The sequence below is a fragment of the Kitasatospora sp. NPDC127121 genome, assembly GCF_042677305.1.
Classification (GTDB): Bacteria; Actinomycetota; Actinomycetes; order Streptomycetales; family Streptomycetaceae; genus Kitasatospora.
Window position 1 is genome coordinate 51,303 of sequence record NZ_JBHXTQ010000019.1, and the last position, 26,106, is coordinate 77,408.

Here is a 26,106-nt window from a genome sequence, read left to right on the forward strand (position 1 = left end):
GCAACCTTGCGCTCTGGATCGAAGTTCGTCAACATAGACGTATGTCGAATCAGAAACTTCGGGTGCTCGGCCAGGACGACGACGCGGACGGATGCTACCCCGGGCTGCTGACCGCCCCGCTGGACGAGGACCAGGCCGTGGAACTGGCGCGGGTGTTCAAGGCGCTGGGCGATCCGGTGCGGCTGCGGCTGCTGTCGATGATCGCCTCCCGGGCCGGGGGCGAGGTGTGCGTGTGTGACCTGACCCCGGCCTTCGACCTGTCCCAGCCGACGATCTCCCACCACCTGAAGCTGCTGCGGCAGGCCGGGCTGATCGACTGCGAGCGCCGGGGCACCTGGGTGTACTACCGGCTGGTCCCCGAGATGACCGACCGCCTCGCCGGCATCCTGACCCGCCCGGCGGCCGAGCCCCTGCCCGCACCCGCCGGGGCCACCTCGTGAGCACCCAAAACGCGCCGAACACGCCGAACGCACCAGCCGCACCGACCACGCCGAACGCTCCGGTGGCGGCCCGGCTGTCGTTCACGGACCGCTACCTCGCCCTGTGGATCCTGGCCGCGATGGGCCTCGGCATCGGGCTGGGCCGCCTGGTGCCCGGCCTCGGGGGTGCACTGGCGAAGGTGACCGTCTCCGGCGTCTCGCTGCCGATCGCGCTCGGCCTGCTGGTGATGATGTACCCGGTGCTCGCCAAGGTCCGCTACGACCGCCTCGACACCGTCACCCGCGACCGCCGCCTCCTCGTCCCCTCCCTGCTGCTGAACTGGATCGTCGGCCCGGCGCTGATGTTCGCCCTCGCCTGGCTTCTCCTGCCCGACCTGCCGGAGTACCGCACCGGGCTGATCATCGTCGGCCTCGCCCGCTGCATCGCCATGGTGATCATCTGGAACGATCTGGCCTGCGGCGACCGGGAGGCCGCCGCCGTCCTCGTCGCCCTCAACTCCGTCTTCCAGGTCGTCACCTTCGGTGCGCTGGGCTGGTTCTACCTGTCCGTCCTGCCCGGCTGGCTCGGCCTGGAACAGACCGCCCTCGACGTGTCGGTGTGGGAGATCGCCCGCAGCGTGCTGATCTTCCTCGGCATCCCCCTCGCCGCCGGCTACCTCACCCGCCGCCTGGGCGAGAAGGCCAAGGGCCGCACCTGGTACGAGGGCACGCTCCTCCCGCGCATCGGCCCCTTCGCCCTGTACGGACTGCTGTTCACGATCGTCATCCTGTTCGCCCTCCAGGGCGAGGCCGTCACCTCCCGGCCGTGGGACGTCGCCCGGATCGCGCTGCCCCTGCTGGTCTACTTCGCGCTCATGTGGACCGGTTCCTTGTTCCTCGGCCGCGCGGTGGGCCTGGACCATCCGCGGGCCACCACACTCGCGTTCACCGCCGCGGGCAACAACTTCGAACTGGCCATCGCCGTCGCCATCGCCACCTTCGGCGCCACCAGCGGCCAGGCCCTCGCCGGAGTCGTCGGCCCTCTCATCGAGGTGCCCGTCCTCATTGGCCTCGTCCACGTCGCCCTCGCCGCCCGCCGCCTGTTCCCCCAGCCCGCCGCTCCCGGAGGTTCCGCCCGTGCCTGAGCCCAAGCCGTCCGTGCTCTTCGTCTGCGTCCACAACGCCGGACGCTCCCAGATGGCCGCCGCCTTCCTCACCCACCTCGGAGGCAGCCGGGTCGAGGTCCGTTCCGCCGGCTCCGCCCCCGCCGACACCGTGAACCCCGCCGTGGTCGAGGCCATGGCCGAGGTCGGCATCGACCTCTCCGCCGAGGTTCCGAAGGTCCTCACCGCCGAGGCCGTGCAGGCCTCCGACGTGGTGATCACCATGGGCTGCGGCGACGCCTGCCCGTACTTCCCAGGCAAGCGCTACCTCGACTGGAAGCTGGACGACCCGGCCGGCCAGGGTGTGAATGCCGTCCGCCCGATCCGCGACCAGATCGAAACCCGGATCCGCGGCCTGCTCACCGACCTCGGCATCCAGCCCAGCGCGTGAGAGCCCATCGGTAGCCCGGGGCAGCCCTACACGCCGGGCGCACCCCGACACCGGGCGTTCGGCCGCCAGCCACCGGCCACCGGCCACCGAGATCCGGACAACTCGGGCCCACAGCCGTCCGAATTCGCCGGGACCGTCGGCGGCCGGGCGGCGACTGCTTCTACGCTCGCGTCCACACCATGGTCCGAGGGGGGGGAACGCCGTGGCCCGTAGGCCCGTACGACGACGCCGGTCCACTGCCGCCCGCCGCGCACAACAGGCCCGGGACAACGCGCTGACGCTGGGCATCGCGGCGCTGGTCGCGGTCGCCGTGGTGTCGTTCGTGCTGACGTGGCTGGCCCACCACCTGCTCCTGGTCGCCGCGCTGCTGGCCGTCGGCCTGGTGGTGTGCGCCGTCGTGCTGCGCCTGCGGCAGCTGGCCCGACGGCGGGAGCTGGCTGCGCGTACGGCGCAGCTGCGGCACATCGGCCCGTTCCTGACCATGAGTCCGAAGGCGTTCGAGCACGCGCTGGCGGACCTGTGCAGGCGGGACGGGTGCACGAAGGTGACGGTGGTCGGCGGGGCCGGCGACCTCGCGGCGGACGTCCTGGCCACCACCCCGTCCGGACAGCGGCTCCTCATCCAGGCCAAGCGGTACGGGCCACGGACCTCCGTCGGCTCCCAGGACGTCCAGAAGGTCAACGGCACCTACCGCGACGTCCACCGCTGCGACCTGGCGGCCGTGGTGACGACCAGCTCGTTCACCAAGGCCGCCGCCGCGTTCTGCGCGAACGTCGGCATCCACGCCATCGACCGCCGGGCACTGGCCCTGTGGGCCGAGGGAACCGGCAAACCCCCCTGGGCCTGACCGCCCGAACCCCCGGGCCCGCACCGGCCCTGAAGCTTTTTACAGAAGGCCGGAGGGCAGATCGGTGTGTGCTCTGACCTGTTGGTTCATGCGGTTCGGGCCGGGGTTGTGCATGTGGGCGATGGCCTGCACCACGCGGTGCAGGCCATCGCTTTCTGTCGGCAGCCTCGGAGAATTTGACTGCCAATCAGCGATCGGGGAGAGGCCGTTCTTGACCGACTGACGTGTGAACGTGAGCGCTCGCCGACCGTGTCGACCTTCGATCGGTGTGCGTGCTACGTTCCGTGCCCTAACCACAAATAGGCGACCCCGGCAGCGCGCCAACGCTCCGGGGTCCGGCAACAGGAGACCAAACCTCCCGATGCGTGTCCATCGTAGCGCCCACGTGCGCGATTTCACCGTGCTGCCCAACACCATGCTGCAGTACCGGCGGCTGTCCTACACCGCTCGCGGTCTGCTCGCCGATCTCCTCTCCCGCCCGGACGGCTGGCGCGAGGACGGCCGGCACATGGCCGACACCAGCCCCCAGGGGCGCGGCGCCATCCGCAAGGCGCTGAAGGAACTGACCGAGGCGGGCTTCTACCGGGTCGAGAAGATCCGCATGCCCGACGGCACGATCATCACCGAGACCCACGTCTACGACACCCCACAGCCGATGCCGCCGGGTGCCACCCGCCCGGCGCCCGGTGAAGCGACCACCGGCGGCACTGACGCCCTGGTAAAGAACCCGGCGAAAGAACCCACCCACCCCTCCCGGCAGTCCCGAAAGCCCGTCACCACCCCAGGGACGGAAGTACGGGAGGAAGCCGCCGAAGACGACGCGCCGGACGAACAACTCCGCGACGCGGTCGCCACCCTGTTCCGAGTCATCCGCCCCGAACCACGCCTACACCTGGGCGAGGCCGAAGCACACGAACTCGCACCCCTGGTCGCCCAATGGCTCGAACGCGGCAGCACAGCCGCCGACCTCGCCCAAGCCCTGCTGCCGGGCCTGCCCACCCCGATGCACTCGGCAACCGCCGTACTCCGCTACCGCCTGCAGCACAAGATGCCACCCGACCAACCCGCCGAACGACCCACAGCAACCCGCTACACCGAGTGCACCAAATGCCACGACCCAGTCCCCCACCCCGGCATCTGCCGCACATGCGCAGGCCTCGGTGCACGAACGCTCGCCGTCGGTGGGGGCGAGGCGGCCACCCGCCGCGGTGTGGCCTGCGCCAGGACGGCCCTGCGGGCCGCGAAGACCGCCGGCATGAACCTGGGGAGACTGGCCACTGTCGGATAGCCCTTCCCCAGCGCCGAGTTCAGGCGCGCGGCCGCAGCCCAGCGCCGGCCCCAGAACACTTCAAATGAGCGACTCGCAGCTGTTCATACCGTGCCGAGGCCACCTGTGAACGTCCACCGTGCGCCGGTACCGTCCTTGTAGCAGCGCGGGCCTGCGGGGCCGGTGTGGCCACGTTTGAGGAGGAGCACACACGATGATGCGGATCTTCACCAAGACGTTCACGGAGCCCCACACCCAGCAGCGCTCCCTGGCCCACCACCGCTGGATCGCCCGCGCCAACCCCGACGTGCGCATCCCCCAAGTCGTCCACATCCACCCCACCGCGATCGACTTCGAACACCTCGACGGCCACCACGGCACCCCCGACGACCTGCTGACCCTGGCCGACCTCCTCGGCCACCAGCACACCACCGCCCACACCCACGACCTGCACGCCGCCCACCTGAACACACCCCACACCAGCGCCGACCACACCAGCCACGACCACACCAACAACGACGTCACCATCGCCGACTTCGCCGACAGCCGCCGCGAGCGCCTCCACCGGCTTCTGGCCACCGGCACCGTACCGGCCCCGCTCCTGACCCCCGGCGCGATCGACGGCTGGCTGGAGCAGGCCGCCACCATGCCCGCCGCCTTCTACAAGGACGCCAACCCGCGCAACTTCCTCATCACCGACACCACGGTCGCCGTCATCGACTTCGACTCCCTCACCCTCGCCCCTTTCGGCTACGACCTCGCCAAGATCATCGTCACCATCGCCATGACCGCCGGCCCCCTACCCGAGGACACCATCCGGCGGACCGTAGCCGCCTACAACCGCCATCCCGAGCAACGCGGTCTTCCCGGCTGCTCCTGGCGGGAGTTCGCCGCATGGTGCGAGTTCCACCACATCCTCACCACGCCCCACCACGGCACCAACGGCTACCGGTACAGCTGGCACGCGATCAGGCCGGCCTGGACCACCGACATCCTCCGGAACTCCGACAAGGAGTCCGCACCGTGACGAAGAGCAGCGTGACGCTCCATTCGGTCTATCAACCGACAATGTGACACATCTGCGTGATGATCCGATTTCAGACGGTGATCGACGCGTTCTCGACAGTCCCACCGATCCGCTCATCGCGCACGGGCCCTTGCCGCCACGCTGTACCCGCCGCCACCCCTACGGGTGCGCGAGATCAGGAGGGGACATGGCGAGGGGCACCGCCCACCAGGTCGAACTGCTACGCGCAGAAGTCGGGACGGCCCTTCAGGCCGGCCTGGAGGAGATCCGCAACCACACCGACAGCCTGCGAGCCGAACTCACCGCGACACTGGCGGCCGGCCTGAGCGAACACCGCGACGAGTTCTTCGAGGCGATCGCCAGAGGGCAGCAGGAAACCAGCCGCGCCCACCAGGACAACCGCAGCCTCCACCGCCAGTTGGGCAACCTGCGCAACGAACTCAGCACTCGGCAGAGCAGCGGCCGCGCCTCCCTGGACGGCGGCCCCGCCGAGGCGCCCCTGCCCGCCGTCGACTCCCCCGAGGCCGCGGGCCAGCCGACGGAAGCCGCTCACCCGCCCGGCGGTGATGCCAGCAGCAACTCCCCCGGTACCAACGAACTCCCCGGCGCCGAGCCCCCGGCATCCGAGCAGGCCGCACAGCGGGCCACAGAGCCGGCCTCCCCCTCCGTGACCGGCGAGGCCGCGGAATCCGACAGCGAGGAGACAACCGTGTCCGAGACCACCCCTGCTGACGACGCGCCGACCGCCCCGCACGTCCTCGCCGAGGACCAGCTCAGCCAGATCGCGACCGAGGTCGCCGCCGAGGTCGCCGCCCAACTCGTAGACCTGCTCCGTCCCTCCGGCCTCACGGAGCAGGACACGAAGGTCGATCTGGAGAACACGGAAGCAGTCACGCCGGACCAAGCCGTGATCGACGACCTTCCGAGCGGCCGTGCCGACGACGTGTCCGGTCTCATCCCGGAGCCCTTCCTCTGGGAGAACCACGTCAACACCCTTCTCAAGGCCGCAGCCGTGAAGACCGTCGCGATCTCCTGCCACCCCGAGACCTGGGACTTCCTGGCCGCCCAGGCCGAGGGCGCCGACCACTTCTCGAAGCCGGTCAACGACGGCAACGAGGACACGATCCTGTCCGGCCCCAGCACCATCGCCCTCCTCAACGCGCTCCGGGAAACCGCCTACAGCGGAGTCGGCAGCGGCAACGGCAGCTGCACCAGCATCGGAACGTGGGCCCTCGCCGTCACCAGCTACGAGCGCATCGCCGCCGTCATCAACAGCACCCGGCCCGCCGACGAGCAGGCCGGCACCGACCGCCTGCACCAGCCGCACATCGTCCTCGACGACCGCAGCACCAACAACTCGCCCGCCACCAACTGACCCACCGACACAGCAACCCCGCCCTCGGCGGACGGCGCTGGAGACCGATGCGGAAACGACGAAGGCACATCCACGGCGCATGAGGGCCAAGAACGCCGCTGACCAGCATCAACCACCGAAGGCCGGTCCGGCTGGCCAGCGGAGCTTCGGCAACAAGAACAGAAGGTCACGGACTCGCGCGGAGGGGATCAGCTCGCTGCGCACCCGGGCGCGCGAGGCGTTGTCACAGGGGCTTGGCAGGATGCTCCCATGCTCGCCATCCGTCCTGACCAACACCATGACGATCAGTCAGATCACCCCGACCTCCGGGGTGACTTCGAGGTGCACCTGACCGTGGAGCCCGGCGCCGCCGAGGCGCTGGCCGGGTGGGCCGACGGTCATGGCCTGAAGTTCACCCACATCCTGCTGGCGCGCGGTGCGGCGCCCTCGCAGCCGATGCTCACCCTGCGCGCCAACGGCTCGTTGGACGAGGTCACTGCGGCGACGTCCCGCACCACGGGCCGGCTGGCTCGGGCCGGGTTCACGGTCCTGCGGACGAAGATCGAGGCCACGCCGTGGGCGGAGGGCGTGCCGGTCTCGGACGAGGACGCCGTGCCGCACGGGGAGCGCCGGTACTTCGAACACCACGTCAAGCTGCTGCTCCCGGACCCGCTTCCCACGACCGACCTCGCCGACCCCGCCCGCCTCGCGGACCTCGCCGAGTTGGCCGTCCGCCACGGCGCGCACCTATCGCACAACCCCCGCCGAATACGCGACGACGGCCGGCGCGAGTGGTTCGTGACCCAGCGGTGCCGCCTGGTCGGCCTGAGCACCGCGGGCCACCGCCTGGACGCGCTGCTCCGAGGCCTTGCCGCCGACGGTCGCGAGGTGGTGTCGGTGGAACGCGAGTTCGTCGCCGTGGACAGCGACGAGGCCCTGGACGACGGATGGATCAGCGAGCACGAGCACGAGCAGAACCACGAACGCGAACAGAAGCACGAGCAAGAGGGAGACCCGCGATGACCGAGGACCAGCCCCAGTCGCCAGTGGCGTGGGAGGAACTGCAATACGGGCCGTGGCAGGGCGTCCTGCTTCCCCGGCAGCCACCGCCGGAGGACGTCCGCGAGGATCGGGGCCTGCCCAGGAGCGTCCGGCCGATCGACGACGAGGCGGTGAGCCAGCAGCCGGTCTTCGACCCCGCCCTCGCCGGGTACACCCGGGCCCTGCGGCCCAGTGAACCCGCCTTCACCGACCCGCAGCTCGCCCAACCGTGGCTCGCCGCGCGGCGCGAGGCGCTGAACACCGTGCTGTCCGCCGTCGCCGGCTCGCAGTGGGCCGAGCACCTGGTCCTGCGCGGAAGCGTCCTGCTGCGGGCCTGGTACGGCGAGCAGGCGCGGGAGCCGGGGGACTTGGACTTCGTGGTCCGCCCGACGGACTGGCAGCTGGAGGACGAGCGCACGGACCGCATGTTCGAGGAGCTTGCCGCCGACGCCGAACGGCGCTCGGGCGCGGTGCGGCTGCACGCGGACCAGGCGGTCAGCGACGAGATCTGGACGTACAGCCGGATTCCCGGGCGCCGGCTCGTCCTTCCGTGGTCGGCACCCGGCATCCCCGGCGGGACCGTCCAGTTGGACTTCGTCTTCACCGAACACCTGCCCGTCCCCCCGGAGTCCTACCAGCTCCCCGGCGTCACGGGCCGGTTGTTCGCCGCCACGCCACAGCTCTCCCTCGCGTGGAAGATCCTCTGGCTGGCCTCGGACGACCACCCCCAGGGCAAGGACCTCTACGACGCGATCCTGCTCTCGCGCACCGACGGGGTGCCCTACGACCTACTGCGGCAGGTCTTCACCCAATCCGACGAGACCTGGTCGCGCTGCCCGCTCCTCCCGGAGCAGATCTCCGGGCTCTACGTCGACTGGGACGAATTCGCCAAGGACTACCCGCAGTTCACCGGACCCGTGGAGGAGTACCCGGCGCAGCTGCTCGCCGGGCTCCGCGCGACCTTCGCCGACCACGGCGAGTACGCACTGCGCGCCCAGTGGCTGGCCCCGCTGATCGAGGAACTTCGGGAGGTGCTCGCGCGCGAGGGCATGGACGAGGTCCAGCTACGGATGTCCCGGCAGCACATGGCCGCGGACAACTCCCTGGTGATCACCCGCGAACTACTGCGCGGCGGCCTCGGCGGCACCCTCGAAGACGCCCGCCGCGCGGTCGCCGCCCACCTCGGCGACAAACCGGACCGGAAGACCCGCAAGCTGGCGGAGGCCGCCGCCCGCTACGCCGCCGAGCTCGCCGACGAGCCCCCGGCGGACGGCACCCACACCTGATACCGACCCGGGCGGGTACCCGACACGGGAAGAGGTTCCCGACCACCGAGAAAGCCCAAGGCTCGCCGACCGACCGACCGTGGCCCGGTCGGTCGGTCAGTCAGTCGGCGAGCCGGGAAGGGGAGGTTCAGCGGGCCAGCAGCTCCCGGATCGCCTCCGCGATCTCGTCGGGAGCCTCCTCGGCCATGAAGTGCCCCGCCCGGGTCAGCCGGTGGTCGAGGTCCGGCGCCCACGCCTTCCACACCGCGGCCGCGTCGTAGCCCAGTTGCGCGCCCCAGTCCTGCTGGACCACCGTCACGGGCATGGCCAGCTGCGACCCCGCGTCCAGGTCCGCTCGGTCGTGCGTGACGTCGATGCCCGCCGAGGCCCGGTAGTCCGCGACGATCGACGTCACCGCCGCCGCGCTCGCCCGCAGGTATTCGGCACGGACATCCTCGGGAACGGCGGTCGCGTCGTTGGCCCAGGAGTCGAGGAACGAGCCGAAGAACGCGTCCGCGCTGTTGGCGATCATCGTCTCCGGCAGGCCCGGCGGCTGCGCCATCAGGAAGAGGTGGTAGCCGACCGCCGCCGGAGCGCCGTGCAGGACGTTCCACATGTCGAGGGTCGGCACGACGTCGAGGATGCCCAGGTGCGTGACGGTCTCAGGGTGGTCCAGCCCCGCCCGGAAGGCGACCAGGGCGCCCCGGTCGTGGCCGACGAGGGCGAAGCGCTCGTGGCCGAGGGCGGCCGCCAAGGTCACGACGTCGGCGGCCATGGTGCGCTTGGCGTACACCTCGGGGTCGGTGGCCGCCGGCTTGTCGCTGGCGCCGTAGCCCCGCAGGTCAGGGCAGATCACCGTGTGTTCGTCGGCGAGCCGCTCGGCAACGTGGCGCCACATCAGGTGGGTCTGGGGGAAACCGTGCAACAGCACGACCGGGCTCCCGCTGCCGCCGACGGCAGCAGCCAGCTCCACCCCGTCCGCACCGGGCAGGCGGACGTGATCGAAGCCGGGAATGGTGAGCGTCATGAAGGGCCATCCTTGTCGGTCGGGGGCTGACCGGACCAACCTGGGCGACGGCGATCAGCAACGGATCAGTACCGGCCGCCAGCACAGACCGGTCACTACGGGCCGATCAGCAGCTGATCAGTACGGTCAAGCGCAGCCGACCCCCGGCACGGAGGATGGGGGCATGCGAATCGACGTGCTCGGTGCCGTGCGAGCCTTCCGCGACGACGGCAGCCCGATCGACCTGGGCGGCCCCCGCCATCGTGAGGTGCTCGCCCGGCTCGTCGCCGCCGAGGGGCGGATGGTCACCACCGACACCCTCGTCGACGACCTGTGGACCGATCCACCGGCCCGCGCCGTGGGCGCTCTACGTACGTTCGTCGCCGCGCTGCGCCGCGCCCTCGAACCCGACCGGCCGCCCCGCGATGCGCCGCGCGTCATCGTCACCGAAGGGCCCGGCTACGCGCTGCGCCTGCCGCGTGAGGACGTGGACGCCCACCGCTTCCAGGACACCCTGGCCCGCGCCCGCCGCCGCCCTAACACAGTGACCGGACCCGACACGGTGACCTACCTCGCCAGGGCGGCCGGCCTCAGCGCGGCACTCAAGGACTGGCGCGGCCCCGCGTACGCCGACGTGACCGGCGCCGCATGGGCGCAACGCGAGCGGACCCGGCTGGAGGAATTGCGGCTGGAGGCGGTGGAACTGCGCGCCCGCCTCCTCCTCGACTCCGGTGACTCCTATGACTCCGGTGACTCCGGTGACTCCGGTGACTCCGGTGACTCCGGTGAAGGGGCCGGTCTCGTCGCCGAACTGGGCGCCCACGTCGCCGAACACCCGTGGCGCGAGCCGGCCTGGGGGCTGCTGGCCCGCGCGCTGTACCGCGCGGGCCGCCAGGCCGACGCGCTGGCCACCCTCCGCCGCGCCCGCGCGATGCTCGTCGATCAACTCGGACTCGACCCTGGCGCCGAACTCCGGCGTCTGGAGACGGACATCCTCAACGGGGCCGTGAACCTCGAAGGCGCCCGTACCGGGTGGCGCGGCCCGGGCGTCCGGCTCGGCCCGCGCACCACCGTGGATCTGGCCCGCACCCTCGCACTGGCGGGTGGCGACGCCCTCGTCCACTCGCGACGCGACCGCCTCGCCGCCATTCAGGCGGCGGAACGCACGGGAGACCTCTTCCTGACCGCCCGGATCATCGGCGCCTACGACGTGCCCGCCATCTGGAGCCGGGCCGACGACCCCGAGCAGTCCCGCGCGGTCGTCGCGGCTGCCGAGCGCACGCTCACCGCGCTCGGCACCGGCGGCACCGGCGGCACCGGCAGCCCCGGCAGCACCGACGGCACCGACGGCACCGACGGCCCCGCCGACCTGGCGGCCCGCCTCCTGGCCACGGTCGCCGTCGAGAGCCGCAGCGCCGACCTGTCCGCGGCCGAGCTGGGGCGCGCGCGGCAGGCGGCACAACGGGCGGAGGCGCTGGCACGGGGCCTGGCCGATCCCGCCCTGCTGGTCTTCGCCCTCAACGGGGTGTTCCTGCAGTCCTTCACCCGCCCCGGGCTCGCGGCGGTACGGGACGGGATCGGCGCCGAGATCCTCGATCTGGCCGCCCGGCACGAGCTGCCGAACTTCGCCGTACTCGGCCGACTCGTCCGCCTCCAGTCCGCCTCGGCCCTCGGCGACCTCGACGCCGCGGCCTCGCACGCCGAGGCCGCCGAGCGGCTCGCCGCCACCACCGAGGCGCCCCTCGTCCCCGTCCTCACCGGGTGGTTCCGGGCCCGGGCCACGGCCGCCCGCAGCACCGAACCGGGCGGGCCGACCGCCGCCACGGCCGCAGCGCACTACCGGGCCGCCGAGAACGCCCTCCAGCAGGCCGGAATGCCGGGGTTGCACCGCGGCCTGTTCGCGCTCGCGCTCCTCGGGCTGCGTCTGCTGCACGACCGGCCCGCGCCCACCGACCCGCACCTCGACTGGGGCCCGTACCGGGCTTGGGCGCGCCCCCTCGTGCTGCTGGCCCAGGACCGGGTCGAGGAGGCCCGTACCGCGCTCGCCGCGGTGCCCGAACCGGCGCGTGACCACATGCAGGAGGCCATGTGGTGCCTGACCGCCCGCGCCGCCGTACGCCTCGGCGAGCCCGGAATCGCCGCACGCGCCGGGGCTGCCCTGCGCGGTGCCCGTGCGGAACATGCCGGCGCCGCCAGTGGAATGCTGACGCTGGGCCCGGTGGCGCGGTACCTGGCGGAGGCGGAGGCATGCGCCGGAGCGGGGTAGGCGGTGCTGCCCGGGTACACGGCGCCCCCGGCCGGCACCTCACCGTCTACCGAGCCGAACCCGCCCCCGCCCCCCGGCCTACCCCGCGGTCCTGAGCACGCACAGGCGGCGGGTGGCACGGGTGAGGGCGACGTACAGGTCGCGTTCGCCGGCCGGGCGGGCGGCGGTGATCTGGTCGGGGTCGACGACGAGGACGGCGTCGAACTCCAGGCCGCGCGCCTCGGAGGCGGGGACGAGGCGGACGTGTCCGGGCAGGCCGGCGGCCTCCAGCTCCGGCAGGCGGGCGTCTGCGCAGACCACGGCGAGGAGGTCGCCGGGGTGGGCGGCCGTCTGGGCGCGCAGTTCGGCCAGGACGGCGGCGGCGAGGCCGTGGGCCGGGGCGGTGAGGGTGCGCGGGGGTTCGCCGTGGCGGATGGCGCGGGCGTGGGCCTGGCCGGGGGCGATGCGGGCGAGCAGGTCGGTGGTGGCGGCGAGGATCTCCTGCGTGGTGCGGTAGCTGACGGTCAGGGTGTGCAGGTCGAAGCGGCTCCCGGTGTGCGGGTGGAGGGCCTCGTGCCAGTCGCGGGCCTGGGCGGCGGGGCCGGCCTGGGCGAAGTCGCCGACGACGGTCATCGAGCGGGTGGGGCAGCGGCGCAGCACGGCGCGCCACTGCATCGCGGTGAGTTCCTGGGCCTCGTCGACGACGACGTGGCCCCAACTGCGCTGCGGGGGGCCGTCGAGCAGGGCGGCGGCCTCGTCCAGCAGCGGAAGGTCGGCGTCGGTCCACGGGGCGTCGGGGGCGCGCAGCAGGCGGGCGCGCTGGTCGTCGGAGAGGTGGGGCAGGTGGGCGGCGAGGGCGGCGGGGTCGGTGAGCAGGGCGCGGACGGCGTCGTGCGGGGTGAGGGTGGGCCAGTGGGTGTCGAGGACGCGGTCGAGGTGCGGGTCGTCCAGCAGGGCCGCGCGGACAGCCTCGGCGTCGAAGGTGCCGTCGGTTCCCGCGGTGCCGCCGGTTTCCACAGCGCCATCGGTACCCGGGGCGCTGCGAGCACATGAGCCGTCGAGACCGAGCCGGCGCAGGTCGGCGGCGGCGACGCGGTCGAGGTTGAGGCCGGTGAGCTGGGCGACCTCGGCGTCGAGCTGGTCGAGGGTGTCGGCGGTGTCGCGTTCGAGGGCGCGGGTGAGGGCGTCGGCCAGCAGGTCCTTGAACAGGCTCCGGGCGCGATTGTGGGCGAGGCCGTCGGCGGTGGCGGCGCGGGCGGCGGCGGCGAGGTCGGACTGCGGCAGGTGCACCTCCTCCTGGCCGACCCGTATGGCCAGGCCGTCCGCCGCCGGGGCCTGGCGGGCGCGGACCACGGCGGCCAGGGCGTCGGCGAGAGCGGGGTCACCCTTGAGGCGGGCGGTCTGCGGCTCCTCGGGCGCCGCCGGGCCGGGGGTGGCGGGGGCGAGGTCGGCGCAGGTCGCCAGGGCGACGTCGTTCTCGCCGAGCGAGGGCAGCACCTGACAGATGTAGTCCAGGAAGCGGGCGTTGGGGCCCAGCACGAGGACGCCGCGTTCGGCGGCGCGCGGGAAGGCGTACAGCACGTAAGCGGCGCGGTGCAGGGCCACCACCGTCTTTCCGGTGCCGGGGCCGCCCTGCACCACCGTCACTCCCCGGTGGCGGGAGCGGACGATCGCGTCCTGCTCGGCCTGGAGGGTGGCGACCGCGGCGCCCATGCGTCCGGTGCGCCGGGCCGACAGGGCCTCCAGCAGCGGGCCGTCGCCGATCACGTCCTCGCGGGTGGGGTCGGAGCCGTCCAGCAGTTCGTCGCTGACGGCGGCGACGGTGCGGCCGTCCAGACGCAGGTGGCGCCGGCGCCGCAGGCCCATCGGGTGGACGGGCGTGGCCTCGTAGAAGGGCCTGGCGGCCTCGGCCCGCCAGTCCACCAGCAGCGGCAGTTCGTCCGTCTCGGTGTGCAGGCCCAGGCGCCCGATCCGCAGCGCGGTGCCGTCGGCGGTGTCGAGGCGGCCGAACACCAGCCCGTGGCCGGCGCCTTCCAGGCGGCGTACCTCCCCGGCCCACCGCGCGGCCGCCACGTCCCGCTCGTACACGGCCCCGGCGCCGTCGGCGGGCGCGGCGAGGGTACGGGCCAGTTCGGCGCGCGCCTGCTCCAGGCGCCGGTCGTACTCGGCGCACACAGCCCCCACCTGCACGTTTTCCGCCTGCACCTGGCACTCGGCACGGTCATCGCTGTACGGCACGACGGGCCTCCTCTCGGGTTCGGGCCGTCACTATGCGGGGGCGGGCGGGGGAAAGTAAAAGTTGACGAACGCGCCGCCGTTGCGCCCTCGGCGCCTCACTTCCCCAACTCTCAACCCACACACCACATCTGACGTAACGTCAAACAGTCACGCACGGGTGGCCGCTGAGCACGTCGGGGCCGCAGGGTGAGCGGCTGGCGACGGCGTACGACGGAACCGGCACGCCATAGGACGCCCCTATAGCGCCTAGCGACGCGCGAGCAGTGGGCGCGCCTCGACGCGGGGCCGGGCCAGGACACCACCGCTCCCCCGCTGGGGCGCGACGGTCAGCCCGACGACATCGCCGACGCGATCCTGTTCCTCCTGTCCGGCCGGGCGAGTTGGCCGGCTGGCTGGCTGGCTGGCTGGCTGACGGGGAGCAATCTCGTCGTGGACGGCGGCGAATTCCCCAGGGGCTGACGGCAACGCACCGCGGCCCCGGCTGGTGGCCTGGTTCGACCGGCCCGGCTACCTTGATCACATCGGCGGCCGGCAGCAGGGCGTCCGATGCCGACCAGGTCGGCAGACCCGGAAGAATCCAGATCCGAGACACCGAGGAACCAGAGATGCGCACCCTGATCAGCACCGCCTTCATCTCGCTCGACGGCGTTGTGGAAGGCCCGGGCGGGGAGCCCGGCTACCGGAACTCCGGCTGGACCTTCAAGGACATCGAGTTCCTTCCCGAGGCCTTCGAGATCAAGGGGCGGGAGCAGCAGGAGGCCACCGCGATGCTGCTGGGCCGGGTCAGCTACGAGGCCTTCAGCTCGGTGTGGCCCGACATGGCGGACTTCGCCGACTACAAGGTGATGCCGAAGTACGTCGTCTCCACCACCCTCACCGAGGACGACCTGGTGTCGAACTGGGGCGAGACCACGATCCTGCGCTCACTCGACGAGGTTGCCGCGCTGAAGCGGACCGAGGGCGGCCCGATCATCGTGCACGGCAGCGCGACCCTGAACCAGGCCCTCTCCGACGCCGGTCTGGTCGACCGCTACCACCTGCTCGTCTTCCCGCTCCTGCTCGGCGCGGGCAAGCGCCTGTTCAGCACGACGGACAAGGACACCCAGAAGCTGACGCTCGTCGAGCACGAGGTCTACCCCAACGGTCTGCAGAAGCAGGTCTTCGACGTCGTCCGCTGACGTTCCCCGCAGACCCGGAAAGCCCCCGCGCCGACCACCGCGCGGCGCCGGCCCCGCCGCAGGGGCCACGTCCCGCCGTTGCGAGCCGCCGGCGCGGGGGCTACAGGTCCGCGAGCCAGGGATGCCCGGGGTGGACGCAGGCGAGCAGCTCGGCCAGGGTCTCGCGCTGCGCCGGGGTCATCAGCGGGACGGTCGTGTCAAAGTCCGCCTGGTCCTTCCGGCGGAGGTGCTTGGCCTTGAACAGCAGGACCAGCTCGGGCGCCAGGTACGGGATGCCATCTGCCGTGTGGCGGATGATCTCGCTGTAGGGAAAGCGGATCCTCTCATCGCGCCGGCAGATCCAGACGTCGCCGTCGTGCGGTTCGCGGAACACATCGAGCAGGTAGTCACCGGTGGCCGGATCGCGCAGCCAGGTCTGATGGGTGGCGGCCAGCACCTCCGGTGCGGCATCCTCCCAGATCCGGCCGCTGCCCACCGCGTCGAAGACGTACCCGGGGAAGCGGCTGCGGACCTCGGGAAAGCTCGCGGCCGGAATCGCGATCTCGATGTCCCCGTGCGCACGCGCCTGCCCGCCCCGGAAGAGGTCCAACGCCCACCCCGCGGCCACACACCACGGCGTGCCGACCCCCGCCAACCGCCGCGCGACCTCCTCCGGCGTCCAGCACGACGACCACCTGTCGTCGAGGGCCGCGATCTCGTCGGCCGACAGCTCGATCCCACCGCCGGGCAGTTGCTCACTCACCCCAGGAATCTACCAACAGCCCAGCAGCGCCGTGACGGTGATCGACCACTGGAGCACCCGGCTTCGCAGCAGCCGACAGGGCACCCGTCAGGTCGGGGGCGAGGAACTCCTTGTGCCGGCTCGGACAGTCAGAGGTGAGGCCAGGGATCGATGCCCGCCTCCTTGAGGCGTCGTTCCTCCCGCCAGTTCAGGAAGACCGGCTGGTCCGGGGAGAACATGCCCATGGGCTGAGGACTGATCTCGCCGGTCAGGAACCCCACGAGGAAGTCGACCATGCCGCAGTCGTACGCGACCCAGTCACCACCGCGGGTGAGTACGAGGGTGGTCCATCTGTCGGGATCCGGATCCGTGGTGTCCCAGAACGCCTGGCTGGCGCTGCAATCCACGGCCCACGAGATCCTCCCCCGCAGGGCCGGGCCATCGTCGGGTTCCAGGTCGAGCAGCTCATACCCGCACTCGATCAGCTCTTCGAAGCTCAGGGGACCGCGAGGGCCTTGGGCAACCTCCAGCGGCAGCCCTATGGAGAGCGAGCAATTGATCGACCCACCACCGTAAGTGGAGACGAAGTCGCGGTAGTCCGCCGGGAACGAAGTGCCCCACCTACGAACCGCCTCGTCCCAGTCGACGGGATCGCCGGCTCCGGAGTGCGGCGGCAGAATCCCAGCCAGTCGGGTAACACCCGGGTGCATCAGCAGTGCCTCTCGGAGAGCTCGGACAAGGCCCTGCCGAGCGTTCACATGTGCGCGCGGCCCGTCACCGCGGCCTGAGACACCCTATTGATCACGTCTCCGCGAGGCGAACTCCGTGACCTATTGTCACCAGCCACAGAACAGAACCTGAGCCAGAACCCGATTTCCGCGACGAGCCCCGAGACCCCCCCGGCCCACGGCCCGACCCTCATCGTCACTCCTCGAACGCGAAGATCATCTAGTGCCAGGCGACCGGTACTGCTCAACCGGATTCGCCACGTAGTGCTCCGAACATCGGCAGGCAGGGCGAGAGCCCGCCGGGGCAGCGCCGGTCAGCTGATTTCCGGCGCGGACCTTCTGCTCCCCCACCGGTACGCCCCAGCCGGGCCCGGCCGAGGCTTCGGCCAGGCCCGCACCGAGGCCTCAGCCAGCGCCGTACCGAGATCGGTACGCCCCGGCGACGACTCAGGGGACGGCCTCCACGGACTCGCCCGGCGGGTGGTGCAACCGGTGCAGGCCCGCGTAGACGGAGCTGCGGAGGAGGAGCTCGGTGTGGGTGCCGTGGGCGACGATCCGGCCCTGGTCGAGCAGGACGATCTGGTCGGCGTCGCGAACGGTCAGCAGGTTGTGCGAAATGATGATCGTCGTGCGATCGGCCATGAGCAGACGCAGCGGGCCCATGATCCGTTGGCTCGACTCCGCGTCCAGGGCCGTGGTGGGCTCGTCGAGGATGAGGACGGGGGCGTCCCGGACCATCGCGCGGGCGATCGCGAGGCGCTGGCGCTGGCCGCCGGAGAGCAGCCGGCCGCGCTGGCCGACCAGGGTGTCGTAGCCGTCCGGGAGCCGGGTGATGAACTCGTGGGCGTCCGCCGCCCGGGCCGCCGCCAAGATCTCGGCCTCACTCGCCTCGGGGCGCCCGTAGGCGATGTTCTCCCGGACGGTGCCGTGGAAGACCAGGGTCTCCTGGAGCACCACCGCGACGTTCTCGCGCAGGTCGGTGAGGGCGAGGTCGCGCAGGTCGAGGCCGTCGAGCCGTACCGCGCCGTCGTCCGGGTCGTAGAAGCGCAGCAGCAACTTGGCGACGGTGGACTTGCCCGCGCCGCTGGCGCCGACCAGGGCCAGCGTCGCCCCCGGTGCCACCTCGAAGGACACCCCCGCCAGCGCGGGCGCCTCCACCTCCGGGTAACGGAAGGTGACGTCGTCGAACTCGATGCCGCCCCGGGCGCGACCGAGCGACCGGGGGGTGACGGGATCGGTCACCTGTGGACGCTGGTCGAGCAGTTCGATGATCCGCTCGGCGGCGGCGGAGGCCGCGTAGAAGGTGTTGCCGAGTCCGGACATGCTCTGGATCGGGCCGTAGAGCCTGCTCAGCAGGGTGAGGAAGACGATGAGGCCACCGAAGGTGAGCCGGCCGTGCACGAGTTCCCAGGCCCCGAGGCCCATGACCACCAGGCCGCCGAGCAGTTCGACGAAGTCGACCGCCGGCCCGTAGAGCGCTCCGATCCTGGTCGAGGCCATCGCCGCGTGGTACCGGCCGACGCTCTCGCGCTGGAATCGGGCGTGCTCCCAGCCCTGGCGGTTGTACGCCTGGACGAGCGCGATGTTGCCGAGCGTCTCCTCGGCGACCGCGCTGATCGAGCCGCTGCGCTGGCGGCGTTCGCGCGAGGCCGCCCGGATCAGCTTGGCGAAGCGGCGGGCGGTGAGGAAGAACAGCGGCGCGGCGACCAACGCGACCAGGGTCAGCTCCCAGCGCAGCACCAGCAGCAGGCCGACGTAGATGCCGAGCCTCGCCACCTGGCCGAGCGCGTTGACGATGCCGGAGAGCAGGAAGGTCTCGACCGCGTCCACGTCGCCGGTCACCCGGGACAGCACGTCGCCGAGCCGCCGGCGCTCGAAAAAGCCCAGTGACAGGCCCTGGATGTGCCGGAACACGTCCGACCGCAGGATGAGCAGGAAGCGTTCGCTGACCCAGGTGGAGATCACCCGGCGGGCGAAGCCCAGGACTCCGGAGAGCAGGGTCAGCCCCACATAGGCGAGGGCGATCGGCAGGAACAGGTCCAGCCGGTGCGGAATGAGCATGTCGTCGATGACAATCTTGAACAGCCAGATCTCCATCGCCTCGATCGCCGGGCCCACCGCGACCAGGGCCAGCAGCACCACCAGCCATCGGCGGCCGCCCTTGGTGTAAGGCCAGAACCGCCGGAAGATCGCCTGGAGCGGGACCGGCGGTGCCGCGGCGACCACATCGGAGGTCTCGGCGACCGTGAGCAAGCGTCGCAGAGCCGACCGAAGCCTGTGTTTCCTCGTCATCTCACGGTCTTCTCGCTCGTCCCCGAGCCCAGATCACTCCCGGATTGAGAGGAACTCCCGATCAAAGAGACCCTGCTCCGGGAATGGAAGATCTCCACACGCACTGCCGGCGCGGGGCCGCATGGGGTCGCTCCCGGCCGACACGGCAAAGCCGGGCACACGTGCCCGGCCCGCTCTCACAGGGAAGCGATCCTTACCACCGGCCTCCGTAGCCTCCGTAGCCGCCGCGGTCGCCTCCGTAGCCGCCGTAGCCGCCACGGTCGCCACCGAAGTCGCCGCCGAAGTCGTCGTAGCCGCCGTAGCCGCCGTAGCCGCCACCGTCGCCACCGAAGTCGCCGCCGTAGTCGCCACCGCGACCACCGCCGCCCCAGTCGTCACGGAACCGCCCGAAGGACTGGAACTGTCCGAGGAATGACATGATCAACCTTCTTTCGAAGTCCCCCTCGGTCCATCGTCATCCTCACCTCCGCAATGCACAAGCATCGATTGTGCAAAATGTGAAAATTTGATGACTTTTCCGGATTGTCCAACTCGACGGGCGCACGCTTCGACTTCCCGGTCAAGAATCCCCCAAGAAACCGTGCGTGACGAGCCGCCACCCAACTTGCCGATTTCAGGATGAATCATTGCTCCCGAGCAATCATTCACCTCAGGTAGTAGCCATTCAGCTACGGCCGATCATCCAGTCGTGGCGGCAGCGGGTCGCTGACGGTACGGCTCGGGGATCTGCCCGTCGACCGGCACGGCATGGCGGGCGCGACGCTGCGAGGTATGGCTCGTGGGCGAGAACGGCCGGATAGGGCCCTCGAAACTCGGCGGGCGTCACGGGGTGCGTCGCAGCGGGTCGGCACCAGAGGCGCCGGGCAACGCCTGTCGCAACGCCAGCACGCTCAGGCTGAACATCAGGACGCCCAGGGGGATGTGGAACGCCGGCTTGTGCGCGACGCCGAGGACCACCTGCACCGAGGCGAGTGCGAGGAAGCACGGCGCGTACAGGATGGGGCGGGGAGACCCGCCGCCCGGCCGCCATGCCAGGATCGCGGCGAGCACGTACAACATCGACGCGCCGTACATCACGCGCGCTCCGACGCTGTGCAGCACCTCGCCGTGGGCCGAGGACAACAGCAGTCCGGCGGTGACCGCCTGGAAGAGGATCGCCAAGGTCTGCACGGCGATCGCGACGCGCAGGAACGTGATTCCGCCCGGTGCTGTCGTCGTCTGTACGGCCATGATGTGGTCCCGTCTCTTCTGCCTCGCGGCGGCGGATCGGTAGGGTCTCGGCAGTCCGACGACGCAGGCCCGTGAAACGTGAGGTGCGGCGCCGACCTCACAGTCCGGCGCCGGGTTTCGTCGAAGGGGCGAGAGCAGAAGCGGACGACGAAGAACCAGGGAGCGACCATGAGCACCCCATCCGAGTCAGCGCACGACCGGTCCGAGCCGGACCGCGAGCCGGACCTGAGCACGATCGTCGGCGAGCGGCGCCAGCTCATCAATCTCGCCTACCGGCTCCTCGGTTCGCTGTCCGAGGCCGAGGACGCCGTACAGGAGACCTACACCCGCTGGTACGCGATGTCGCGGGAGCAGCAGGCGGCCGTCGCGTCACCCGGCGCATGGCTGACGACGGTGGCCAGTCGCGTCTGCCTGGACGTGCTCGGCTCGGCGCGGGTCCGGCGCGAACGCTACGTCGGTGCCTGGATACCCGAACCGCTGCCCGACCCTTCGGAGTGGATCGGCGGGCTGGCGGGCACCGGCAGGTCCGAGCCGGCCGACCCCGCCGATCGGATCACCTTGGACGAGTCGGTGAGCATGGCCTTCCTCGTCGTACTGGAGTCGATGACGCCGGCCGAACGCGTCGCGTTCGTCCTGCACGACGTCTTCCGCTACCCCTTCGCCGAGGTCGCCGAGATCGTCGACCGGACGCCCGCGGCGTGCCGGCAGCTGGCATCCTCGGGCCGTCGCCGCATCCGCGCCGCACGGCCTCCGGCAGCTCCACCGGCTCTACCGGCTCCGGCGGCCGTGCAGGCTTCACCGGCCGCCCAGGCCGTTCTGGTACGGCACTTCAAGGACGCCTGGGAGTCCAAGGACATCGAGGCCCTTATCGCCCTCCTCGACCCCGACGCCACGATGACCGCCGACGGCGGCGGCCTGGTCGGCGCTGTCCTGCGCCCGCTCGAAGGCGGCAGGAGCATCGCCCAGTACCTGATCCACATCGCCGGCAAAGCCCCCGGCCTGACGCTCCTGGAACGGACGGTCAACGGCCGCCCCGGCCTGGTCGCCCAGCACTCCGGCGTCACCGTGACCGTCGCCGCGTTCGAGACCAGCGGCGATCACGTCACCCGCGTCTGGGCCGTCCGCAACCCGGAAAAGCTCCGCGCATGGACCGGGAGCGAACAGACCTGACCCGACACACCGCGGCAGGGCACCTCAGTCGACGCAGCGTCAAATCACCTTCCCCACGCGAACTTTCGGGCGGCCGGAACCGCTCTCCGTCACCACCCGAGTCCGCAACGAGGCCTCCTCCGGGAGCACCGGGGTGGGCTATGGTCGGTCCCATGCTGACGGAGTGGGCCTGGATAGCAGCCAAGCTGTTGACGGCTCCCGAGACGAAGATCAAGGTCGTCGACTACGGACACCGGCCGTTCGGAAAGTACGCCGAGGCACGTCGCAACCTCCTGGAGCGCCTTGAGGATGAGAAGTCCTGCCAGGACTTCAAGGACGCCGCGCGCCTCCTGCGGGCGAACCGGAAGGCGACCAGCGTGGTGCACAGCCCGCTCATCTGGCTGATCCACGATCTCCCCGCAGGGGAGGACAGCAAGAGAGCGAGCTACCAGCTCATCAAGAGGCTTGAGCCGAGCCTGACCGAGCAACTCCTGCCCGGCCTGGCGACCTCACAGGTCAGCCAGCACGCCCGCCTGGGCGTTGCTCTGCGGGTGCTCAGCGTCGAAGAGGTCTGCGTTCTGCTGCGCTGCAAGCCGCAGAAGGCGAGAGCCCATACGGAGATCTGGCTGTCCGGGCGACTCCAGATGCGCACCCAGCACGTCGCCCGCCGCGCGGTGTGCCGCAGCCACCGGGACGCCGCCTGCACCGCCTGCCGCGGCGGTGCCCAGTGGGAGTGGGAAGAGCCGTTCCTGGCGAGCGACCTCGTACAGCACCTGCTGTCGTACCGCATGAGGTGTTATCTCCCGTACGACAGGACGCCCGTGCCGCCCGGGACGTACGAAGCCGGACTGTGAGCGGCACCGTTCGGACGGCCGAAGAAGCCCACGCCTCCCTCCCGCAGGCACCGGCGGGGGAAGCCGATCCGGTGCCCGCCCCGTGCGAACGACGGGGCGGGCACCGGAGGACGCGTCAGCTGTTGGTCGTCAGCAGACGGTTGGCCAGGGCGTCGGCGAGGCGGTAGGCCTCGTCGGCCGAGAGGGTGCGGCAGATGGCGTCGGCGAGTTCCTCGACGTCGTGCCAGTCGACATCACCGAGTTCCGCGGACGGCGTGGCCGACGACTGCTCGGCCGGGGAGGCCTCGGCTCGCTGTTCCGGCATCGGGAGAGGCTCGGAATTTTCCGCGGAAAATCGCTCGGCGCTCGGAGCGGACTCCGTGCTCGAAGCAGGCTCGGTGCCCGGAGCCGAAGCAGAGCTCTCACCCGCGCCGGAACTGGCGGGCTTCGACCGGGTAGCCGAGGCCGACGGTTCCGCTGGCGACGGATCCACCGGCGACGGCGTGACCGTGGCCGTGGACGCAGCCGCGCTCACAGCCGCGGTCGCGGTCGCGCTCTCCGCAGGCCCACTCGCGGATGCGACGGGTCGCTGCGGCGCGGGCTGAGGAGTCGCCCCGTCCGCGGAGGCCTGAGCCGCCGCCGCCCGGGCCCCCAGCTTCGCCGCCCGCTTGGCCGCGACGGCGTCGGCGTCGGCCTGGAGCAGCTGCTCCAGCTGCTCCGTCTGCTCGGCCAGGGACATCGCCTCGATGCCCTTGACCGATCCCAGACGGCGGGCGACGTTGATGGAGACGCCCTCCTCGCCCCGCGCCTTGGCCCGCACCTGCCGCTGCAGCTCGGGGTGGAGCTTGAGCAGGTTCTTGCGGTGCGAGATCCAGCTCTGCGACCAGCCCTCCGCCTCGGCGGCCTCCTTGGCGGTGGCGTACTGCGCCACGATGAGCAGGACCGCGTTGGCCTCCTCGATCGGGTCGAAGTCCTTGCGCGCCATGTTCTCGTCGAGCGCCGCACGCAGCAGGGTCGCCTTGGAGTCCGCCACCGAGTCGTCGACGACGACGAGCAGCTGCTCGCGCCCGTACAGCGCGGCAGCGGCCCGGCGCCGGTTGCCGTTGACGATGACCACGTCCTGCGGGCCCGCAGCGAGCAGGCCCTCGTCCTCCGGCCAGAGCCGGAGGTACGCGTCCGGGGTGACGGCGAGGCAGCTCTGCAGCTGGCGGTCCTTGATGCTCGCCAGGTCCGACAGGTCACCCAGGTCGTCGCGCGGGTTGCGCGGGTTGGGGAGGCAGTTGGCGGTGGGAACCCACCGGGCCGGAGAGTCCGGCCCCGTGGGGACCCACCGGGCCGGAGTCTCCTGGTTGCTGACCACCCCGGGGGCGTCGACGACCGGGTCGGCCGCCATCGAGGCGAAGGAAACACGACGGCCGGCCATCAGCGACCCCCGTATCCGAGCTCGAGGGACAGCCGGAAGAAGTCCTCGCGGGCCCGGTAGGCGGTGCCGCTCTCCTTGTACTGGGTGACGACCGTTCCCTCGGCCACCGCCCGGGAGTGGATCTTGTAACGCCGCAGGACCGTCTTGGCCCGCGGCCACCCCTTCGCGGCGATGTACGCCTCGGTGTCCTCCAGGTCGGCGCGGCCGTCCCGGGGGTCCCAGTTGTTGATGACGACCCGGAAGGGGATGTCCATCGGCTCGATGACCTTCTGGATCGTCCGCGCCGTCGGGTCGAAGCACAACGGCTCGGTGATCATCGGGACCAGGACGTCATCCGCTATCTCCAGAGCACTGCGCAGGATCTCCTCATCGGCCAGGGTGCCCGGCGTGTCGATGAAGATGTGCTCGTACTCGTCCTTCTCGCCGAGGACGTCGAAGGTGCACGCCGCGAGGTTCACCGTGGTCGTGGTCTTGCCGACGCCGCCCTTCTGGTTGGCGATGACGTGGACCTTGGCACCGGTGTTCTTGAGGTGGAGCAGCTGATCGGCCTGGTCGTGCGCCGCCATGAAATCGAAGGGCAGGTTGTCCCCCACCCGCTCCGCCCAGACGACGGCCGATCCCTGAGGGTCAGTGGACACGACAAGTACAGATGGCTTCATGATGTTCCGTTCTCTCCGTGGGCTTCCCGGGCCGCTTGCCCGGTACTGCGGATGCCCGCCGATCAAAGCCGGTGACGGCGGACTGGAACAGCATTCCAGATGATCAGGCCTGATGCCGACACGACCCGCGTGTCATGAAGCACAATGTCCGTTTCTCTGAGCCCCTGATTTCCGAGAACCCCCGGATATCCCCGACGACCCGGCCCCGAATCCCGCCATCGCGAGAGGGCATGACGCACGGGCAGCGGCATAGGGACGGCACCGCTACCGGGAAGCATTCGCCTTCACCGGCCGCCCCGAACAGCCGTGCGCCCACACGCAGCCCTGGTGCATGGAACACCTCCCTGCCGTTTCCTGACAGTTCAACAGATCACCATAGTTCGCTATATCCGGCAGCGTGAGCCCTGATCAAGAAACGGCAAAGGCATCACTGCTCCGCGCAGGCCAGAAAGAAGCCCCTCCCCCGCCAGCACGGGGGTCAGTCACAGACCGGGGTGGTGGGGCCGACGCGGGCCGTGGGGGCGCCCTCTGCGGTCTCCCCGTCCCGGTACGGGGCCAGGAACGCGGTCAGGGCGGCCAGCATCGCCTGTGGGGCCTCCTCGGCCGGGTAGTGGCCGCAGTCGGGGAGGACGAGGCCCTGCACGTCGTCGGCGGCGAGCTCCATCGTCTCGCTGACGGAGGCGCCCAGGTTCTCCGCTCCTCCGATCGCCAGAACGGGCAGGGCCAGCCGTCGAGTCCTGCGCTCCTGGTTCTGAGCGATGGTCGTGTCGAGTGCGCGGTAGAACTCGAAGCTGGCCCGCAGGGCTGCCGGGTCGGCGGCGAGGGTGTCGATGTAGTGCTGGACGGCGTAGTCGGGCAGTGCCTTCGCGGACTTCGTGGCGAACTGGTGGCCGAAGTAGAGGTGTTCGCGCCCGCTGACCAACTTTTCGTTGACGTCGGCGAGGCGGTTGAAGGCGAAGTGCCAGAGGCGGTCGTTGACTTCCCGGCTGCCGAGGAGGGGCGGCGCGGGGGACAACCCCGGGATCGCGGCCTCGGCGACGGCCAGGCGGTTGAGCCGGTCGGGGTGGTCTGCGGCCAGGGCGTAACCGGTCCACATCCCGACGTCGTGGCCGACCAGGGCGAACCGCCGGTGCCCGAGCGCGTCCATCAGCGCCACCAGGTCGCGGGCGAGCGTGCCGGTGTCGTACCCGCCCAGGGGTTTGTCGGACAGTCCGACGCCGCGCGGGTCGACCGCGACGACCTGGAAGTCCTGTGCCAGCGCCGGCATCAGGAGGCGCCAGGCGTACCACGTCTGGGGCCAGCCGGCGACCAGCAGCAGCGCAGGCCCTTCGCCGCCGGTGACGGCGTGCAGGCGCAGTTCGCCGGTGTCGACGTAGCGGCTGGTGAAGGTGTCGGTGAAGCCGGCCGGGAGGTTCGGCACCCGGGAGACGGAACCGCGGCCTTCAGGCGTGGGCGGGCGGGTCGGCGACAGACTCATGATCATCCTTCGGAGGCACAGGGTTGACGGGTTCGCCGAGACGGCGGGAACCGCCCGGTTCGACTGGCGGCCGGCCGCCGGCAGGCCTTCGGGTCCGGGAACCGCCTGCCTGCACGCTAGCCATCTTGGACTGATCAGTCAAAGATGAACTGA

23 protein-coding genes and 1 pseudogene are annotated in these 26,106 nt (G+C 71.2%); 14 read left to right on the forward strand and 10 right to left on the reverse strand.

Annotated features, from left to right (window positions below; all coding sequences use genetic code 11):
- The first annotated feature begins 41 nt into the window (after window positions 1-41).
- The 9 genes from ACFVHI_RS12855 to ACFVHI_RS12895 all read left to right on the forward strand — a co-directional run bounded on the left by ACFVHI_RS12855 (window position 42) and on the right by ACFVHI_RS12895 (window position 8,795).
- Complete coding sequence (locus tag ACFVHI_RS12855) at window positions 42-440, forward strand: ArsR/SmtB family transcription factor (RefSeq protein ID WP_380338532.1); 399 nt, start codon at window positions 42-44, stop codon at window positions 438-440.
- Window positions 441-559: 119 nt separating this feature from the next.
- The gene (arsB, locus tag ACFVHI_RS12860; protein ID WP_380338630.1) at window positions 560-1,564 is read left to right on the forward strand and encodes an ACR3 family arsenite efflux transporter; all 1,005 of its coding nucleotides are present in this window, start codon (window positions 560-562) and stop codon (window positions 1,562-1,564) included.
- Window positions 1,565-1,616: 52 nt separating this feature from the next.
- Window positions 1,617-1,973, forward strand: coding sequence for an arsenate reductase ArsC (locus ACFVHI_RS12865; RefSeq protein WP_380338633.1), 357 nt, complete (start codon window positions 1,617-1,619; stop codon window positions 1,971-1,973).
- Window positions 1,974-2,175: 202 nt separating this feature from the next.
- Window positions 2,176-2,820 carry a restriction endonuclease gene (locus ACFVHI_RS12870; RefSeq protein ID WP_244293826.1) on the forward strand — a complete coding sequence of 215 codons (645 nt, stop codon included), beginning with the start codon at window positions 2,176-2,178 and terminating at the stop codon, window positions 2,818-2,820.
- A gap of 361 nt (window positions 2,821-3,181) precedes the next feature.
- Window positions 3,182-4,108 (forward strand): hypothetical protein, encoded by a 927-nt coding sequence (locus tag ACFVHI_RS12875; RefSeq protein ID WP_380338535.1) that lies wholly within the window; start codon window positions 3,182-3,184, stop codon window positions 4,106-4,108.
- Window positions 4,109-4,301: 193 nt separating this feature from the next.
- Window positions 4,302-5,114: a phosphotransferase gene (locus ACFVHI_RS12880; RefSeq protein WP_380338538.1), complete on the forward strand. Its 813-nt coding sequence runs from the start codon at window positions 4,302-4,304 to the stop codon at window positions 5,112-5,114.
- A gap of 187 nt (window positions 5,115-5,301) precedes the next feature.
- Window positions 5,302-6,489 (forward strand): hypothetical protein, encoded by a 1,188-nt coding sequence (locus ACFVHI_RS12885; protein WP_380338541.1) that lies wholly within the window; start codon window positions 5,302-5,304, stop codon window positions 6,487-6,489.
- Window positions 6,490-6,810: 321 nt separating this feature from the next.
- Complete coding sequence (locus ACFVHI_RS12890; protein ID WP_380338544.1) at window positions 6,811-7,491, forward strand: hypothetical protein; 681 nt, start codon at window positions 6,811-6,813, stop codon at window positions 7,489-7,491.
- Window positions 7,488-8,795 carry a nucleotidyl transferase AbiEii/AbiGii toxin family protein gene (locus ACFVHI_RS12895; RefSeq protein ID WP_380338547.1) on the forward strand — a complete coding sequence of 436 codons (1,308 nt, stop codon included), beginning with the start codon at window positions 7,488-7,490 and terminating at the stop codon, window positions 8,793-8,795. Before ACFVHI_RS12890 ends, ACFVHI_RS12895 begins: the two co-directional genes overlap by 4 nt.
- Before the next feature lie 127 nt (window positions 8,796-8,922).
- Here the strand turns inward: ACFVHI_RS12895 and ACFVHI_RS12900 are convergent, their stop codons facing one another.
- Window positions 8,923-9,801, reverse strand: coding sequence for an alpha/beta fold hydrolase (locus ACFVHI_RS12900; RefSeq protein WP_380338550.1), 879 nt, complete (start codon window positions 9,799-9,801; stop codon window positions 8,923-8,925).
- Window positions 9,802-9,964: 163 nt separating this feature from the next.
- Here ACFVHI_RS12900 and ACFVHI_RS12905 point away from each other — a divergent pair, with 163 nt between their 5' ends.
- On the forward strand, window positions 9,965-12,046 hold the full coding sequence (locus tag ACFVHI_RS12905) for a BTAD domain-containing putative transcriptional regulator (protein ID WP_380338553.1): 2,082 nt from the start codon (window positions 9,965-9,967) through the stop codon (window positions 12,044-12,046).
- 78 nt (window positions 12,047-12,124) lie between these two features.
- Here the strand turns inward: ACFVHI_RS12905 and ACFVHI_RS12910 are convergent, their stop codons facing one another.
- The gene (locus ACFVHI_RS12910; protein WP_380338556.1) at window positions 12,125-14,263 is read right to left on the reverse strand and encodes a HelD family protein; all 2,139 of its coding nucleotides are present in this window, start codon (window positions 14,261-14,263) and stop codon (window positions 12,125-12,127) included.
- Between the two features lie 249 nt (window positions 14,264-14,512).
- On the opposite strand from ACFVHI_RS12910, the pseudogene ACFVHI_RS12915 reads away from it, so the two are divergent.
- Together ACFVHI_RS12915 and ACFVHI_RS12920 are read left to right on the forward strand one after the other, a co-directional pair.
- Window positions 14,513-14,722 (forward strand): annotated as a pseudogene (locus ACFVHI_RS12915) (SDR family oxidoreductase); the annotation flags it as partial.
- A gap of 146 nt (window positions 14,723-14,868) precedes the next feature.
- A complete protein-coding gene (locus ACFVHI_RS12920; RefSeq protein ID WP_331744967.1) occupies window positions 14,869-15,441 on the forward strand; it encodes a dihydrofolate reductase family protein in 573 nt (190 codons plus the stop codon).
- 100 nt (window positions 15,442-15,541) lie between these two features.
- Here the strand turns inward: ACFVHI_RS12920 and ACFVHI_RS12925 are convergent, their stop codons facing one another.
- From ACFVHI_RS12925 to ACFVHI_RS12945, 5 genes are all read right to left on the reverse strand, one after another.
- Window positions 15,542-16,183, reverse strand: coding sequence for a nucleotidyltransferase domain-containing protein (locus ACFVHI_RS12925; RefSeq protein ID WP_380338560.1), 642 nt, complete (start codon window positions 16,181-16,183; stop codon window positions 15,542-15,544).
- Window positions 16,184-16,311: 128 nt separating this feature from the next.
- Window positions 16,312-16,872: an SMI1/KNR4 family protein gene (locus ACFVHI_RS12930; protein ID WP_380338563.1), complete on the reverse strand. Its 561-nt coding sequence runs from the start codon at window positions 16,870-16,872 to the stop codon at window positions 16,312-16,314.
- 465 nt (window positions 16,873-17,337) lie between these two features.
- Complete coding sequence (locus ACFVHI_RS12935; protein WP_380338566.1) at window positions 17,338-19,143, reverse strand: ABC transporter ATP-binding protein; 1,806 nt, start codon at window positions 19,141-19,143, stop codon at window positions 17,338-17,340.
- Window positions 19,144-19,375: 232 nt separating this feature from the next.
- Window positions 19,376-19,600 carry a hypothetical protein gene (locus ACFVHI_RS12940; protein ID WP_063352531.1) on the reverse strand — a complete coding sequence of 75 codons (225 nt, stop codon included), beginning with the start codon at window positions 19,598-19,600 and terminating at the stop codon, window positions 19,376-19,378.
- A 404-nt stretch (window positions 19,601-20,004) separates the two neighbouring features.
- Window positions 20,005-20,412, reverse strand: coding sequence for a hypothetical protein (locus tag ACFVHI_RS12945; RefSeq protein WP_380338569.1), 408 nt, complete (start codon window positions 20,410-20,412; stop codon window positions 20,005-20,007).
- A gap of 168 nt (window positions 20,413-20,580) precedes the next feature.
- On the opposite strand from ACFVHI_RS12945, the gene sigJ reads away from it, so the two are divergent.
- Together sigJ and ACFVHI_RS12955 are read left to right on the forward strand one after the other, a co-directional pair.
- On the forward strand, window positions 20,581-21,582 hold the full coding sequence (sigJ, locus tag ACFVHI_RS12950; protein ID WP_380338572.1) for an RNA polymerase sigma factor SigJ: 1,002 nt from the start codon (window positions 20,581-20,583) through the stop codon (window positions 21,580-21,582).
- A gap of 152 nt (window positions 21,583-21,734) precedes the next feature.
- Entirely contained in the window at window positions 21,735-22,415 is a 681-nt protein-coding gene (locus ACFVHI_RS12955) for a hypothetical protein (RefSeq protein WP_380338574.1), read from the forward strand.
- A gap of 115 nt (window positions 22,416-22,530) precedes the next feature.
- On the opposite strand, the gene ACFVHI_RS12960 is transcribed toward ACFVHI_RS12955, so the two are convergent.
- From ACFVHI_RS12960 to ACFVHI_RS12970, 3 genes are all read right to left on the reverse strand, one after another.
- Window positions 22,531-23,817, reverse strand: a complete 1,287-nt coding sequence (locus ACFVHI_RS12960) for a ParB N-terminal domain-containing protein (protein WP_380338577.1) — start codon at window positions 23,815-23,817, stop codon at window positions 22,531-22,533.
- Window positions 23,817-24,455 carry a ParA family protein gene (locus tag ACFVHI_RS12965; protein ID WP_279634975.1) on the reverse strand — a complete coding sequence of 213 codons (639 nt, stop codon included), beginning with the start codon at window positions 24,453-24,455 and terminating at the stop codon, window positions 23,817-23,819. Before ACFVHI_RS12965 ends, ACFVHI_RS12960 begins: the two co-directional genes overlap by 1 nt.
- 499 nt (window positions 24,456-24,954) lie before the next feature.
- Window positions 24,955-25,953 carry an alpha/beta fold hydrolase gene (locus ACFVHI_RS12970; RefSeq protein ID WP_380338582.1) on the reverse strand — a complete coding sequence of 333 codons (999 nt, stop codon included), beginning with the start codon at window positions 25,951-25,953 and terminating at the stop codon, window positions 24,955-24,957.
- Between the last annotated feature and the right edge of the window lie 153 nt (window positions 25,954-26,106).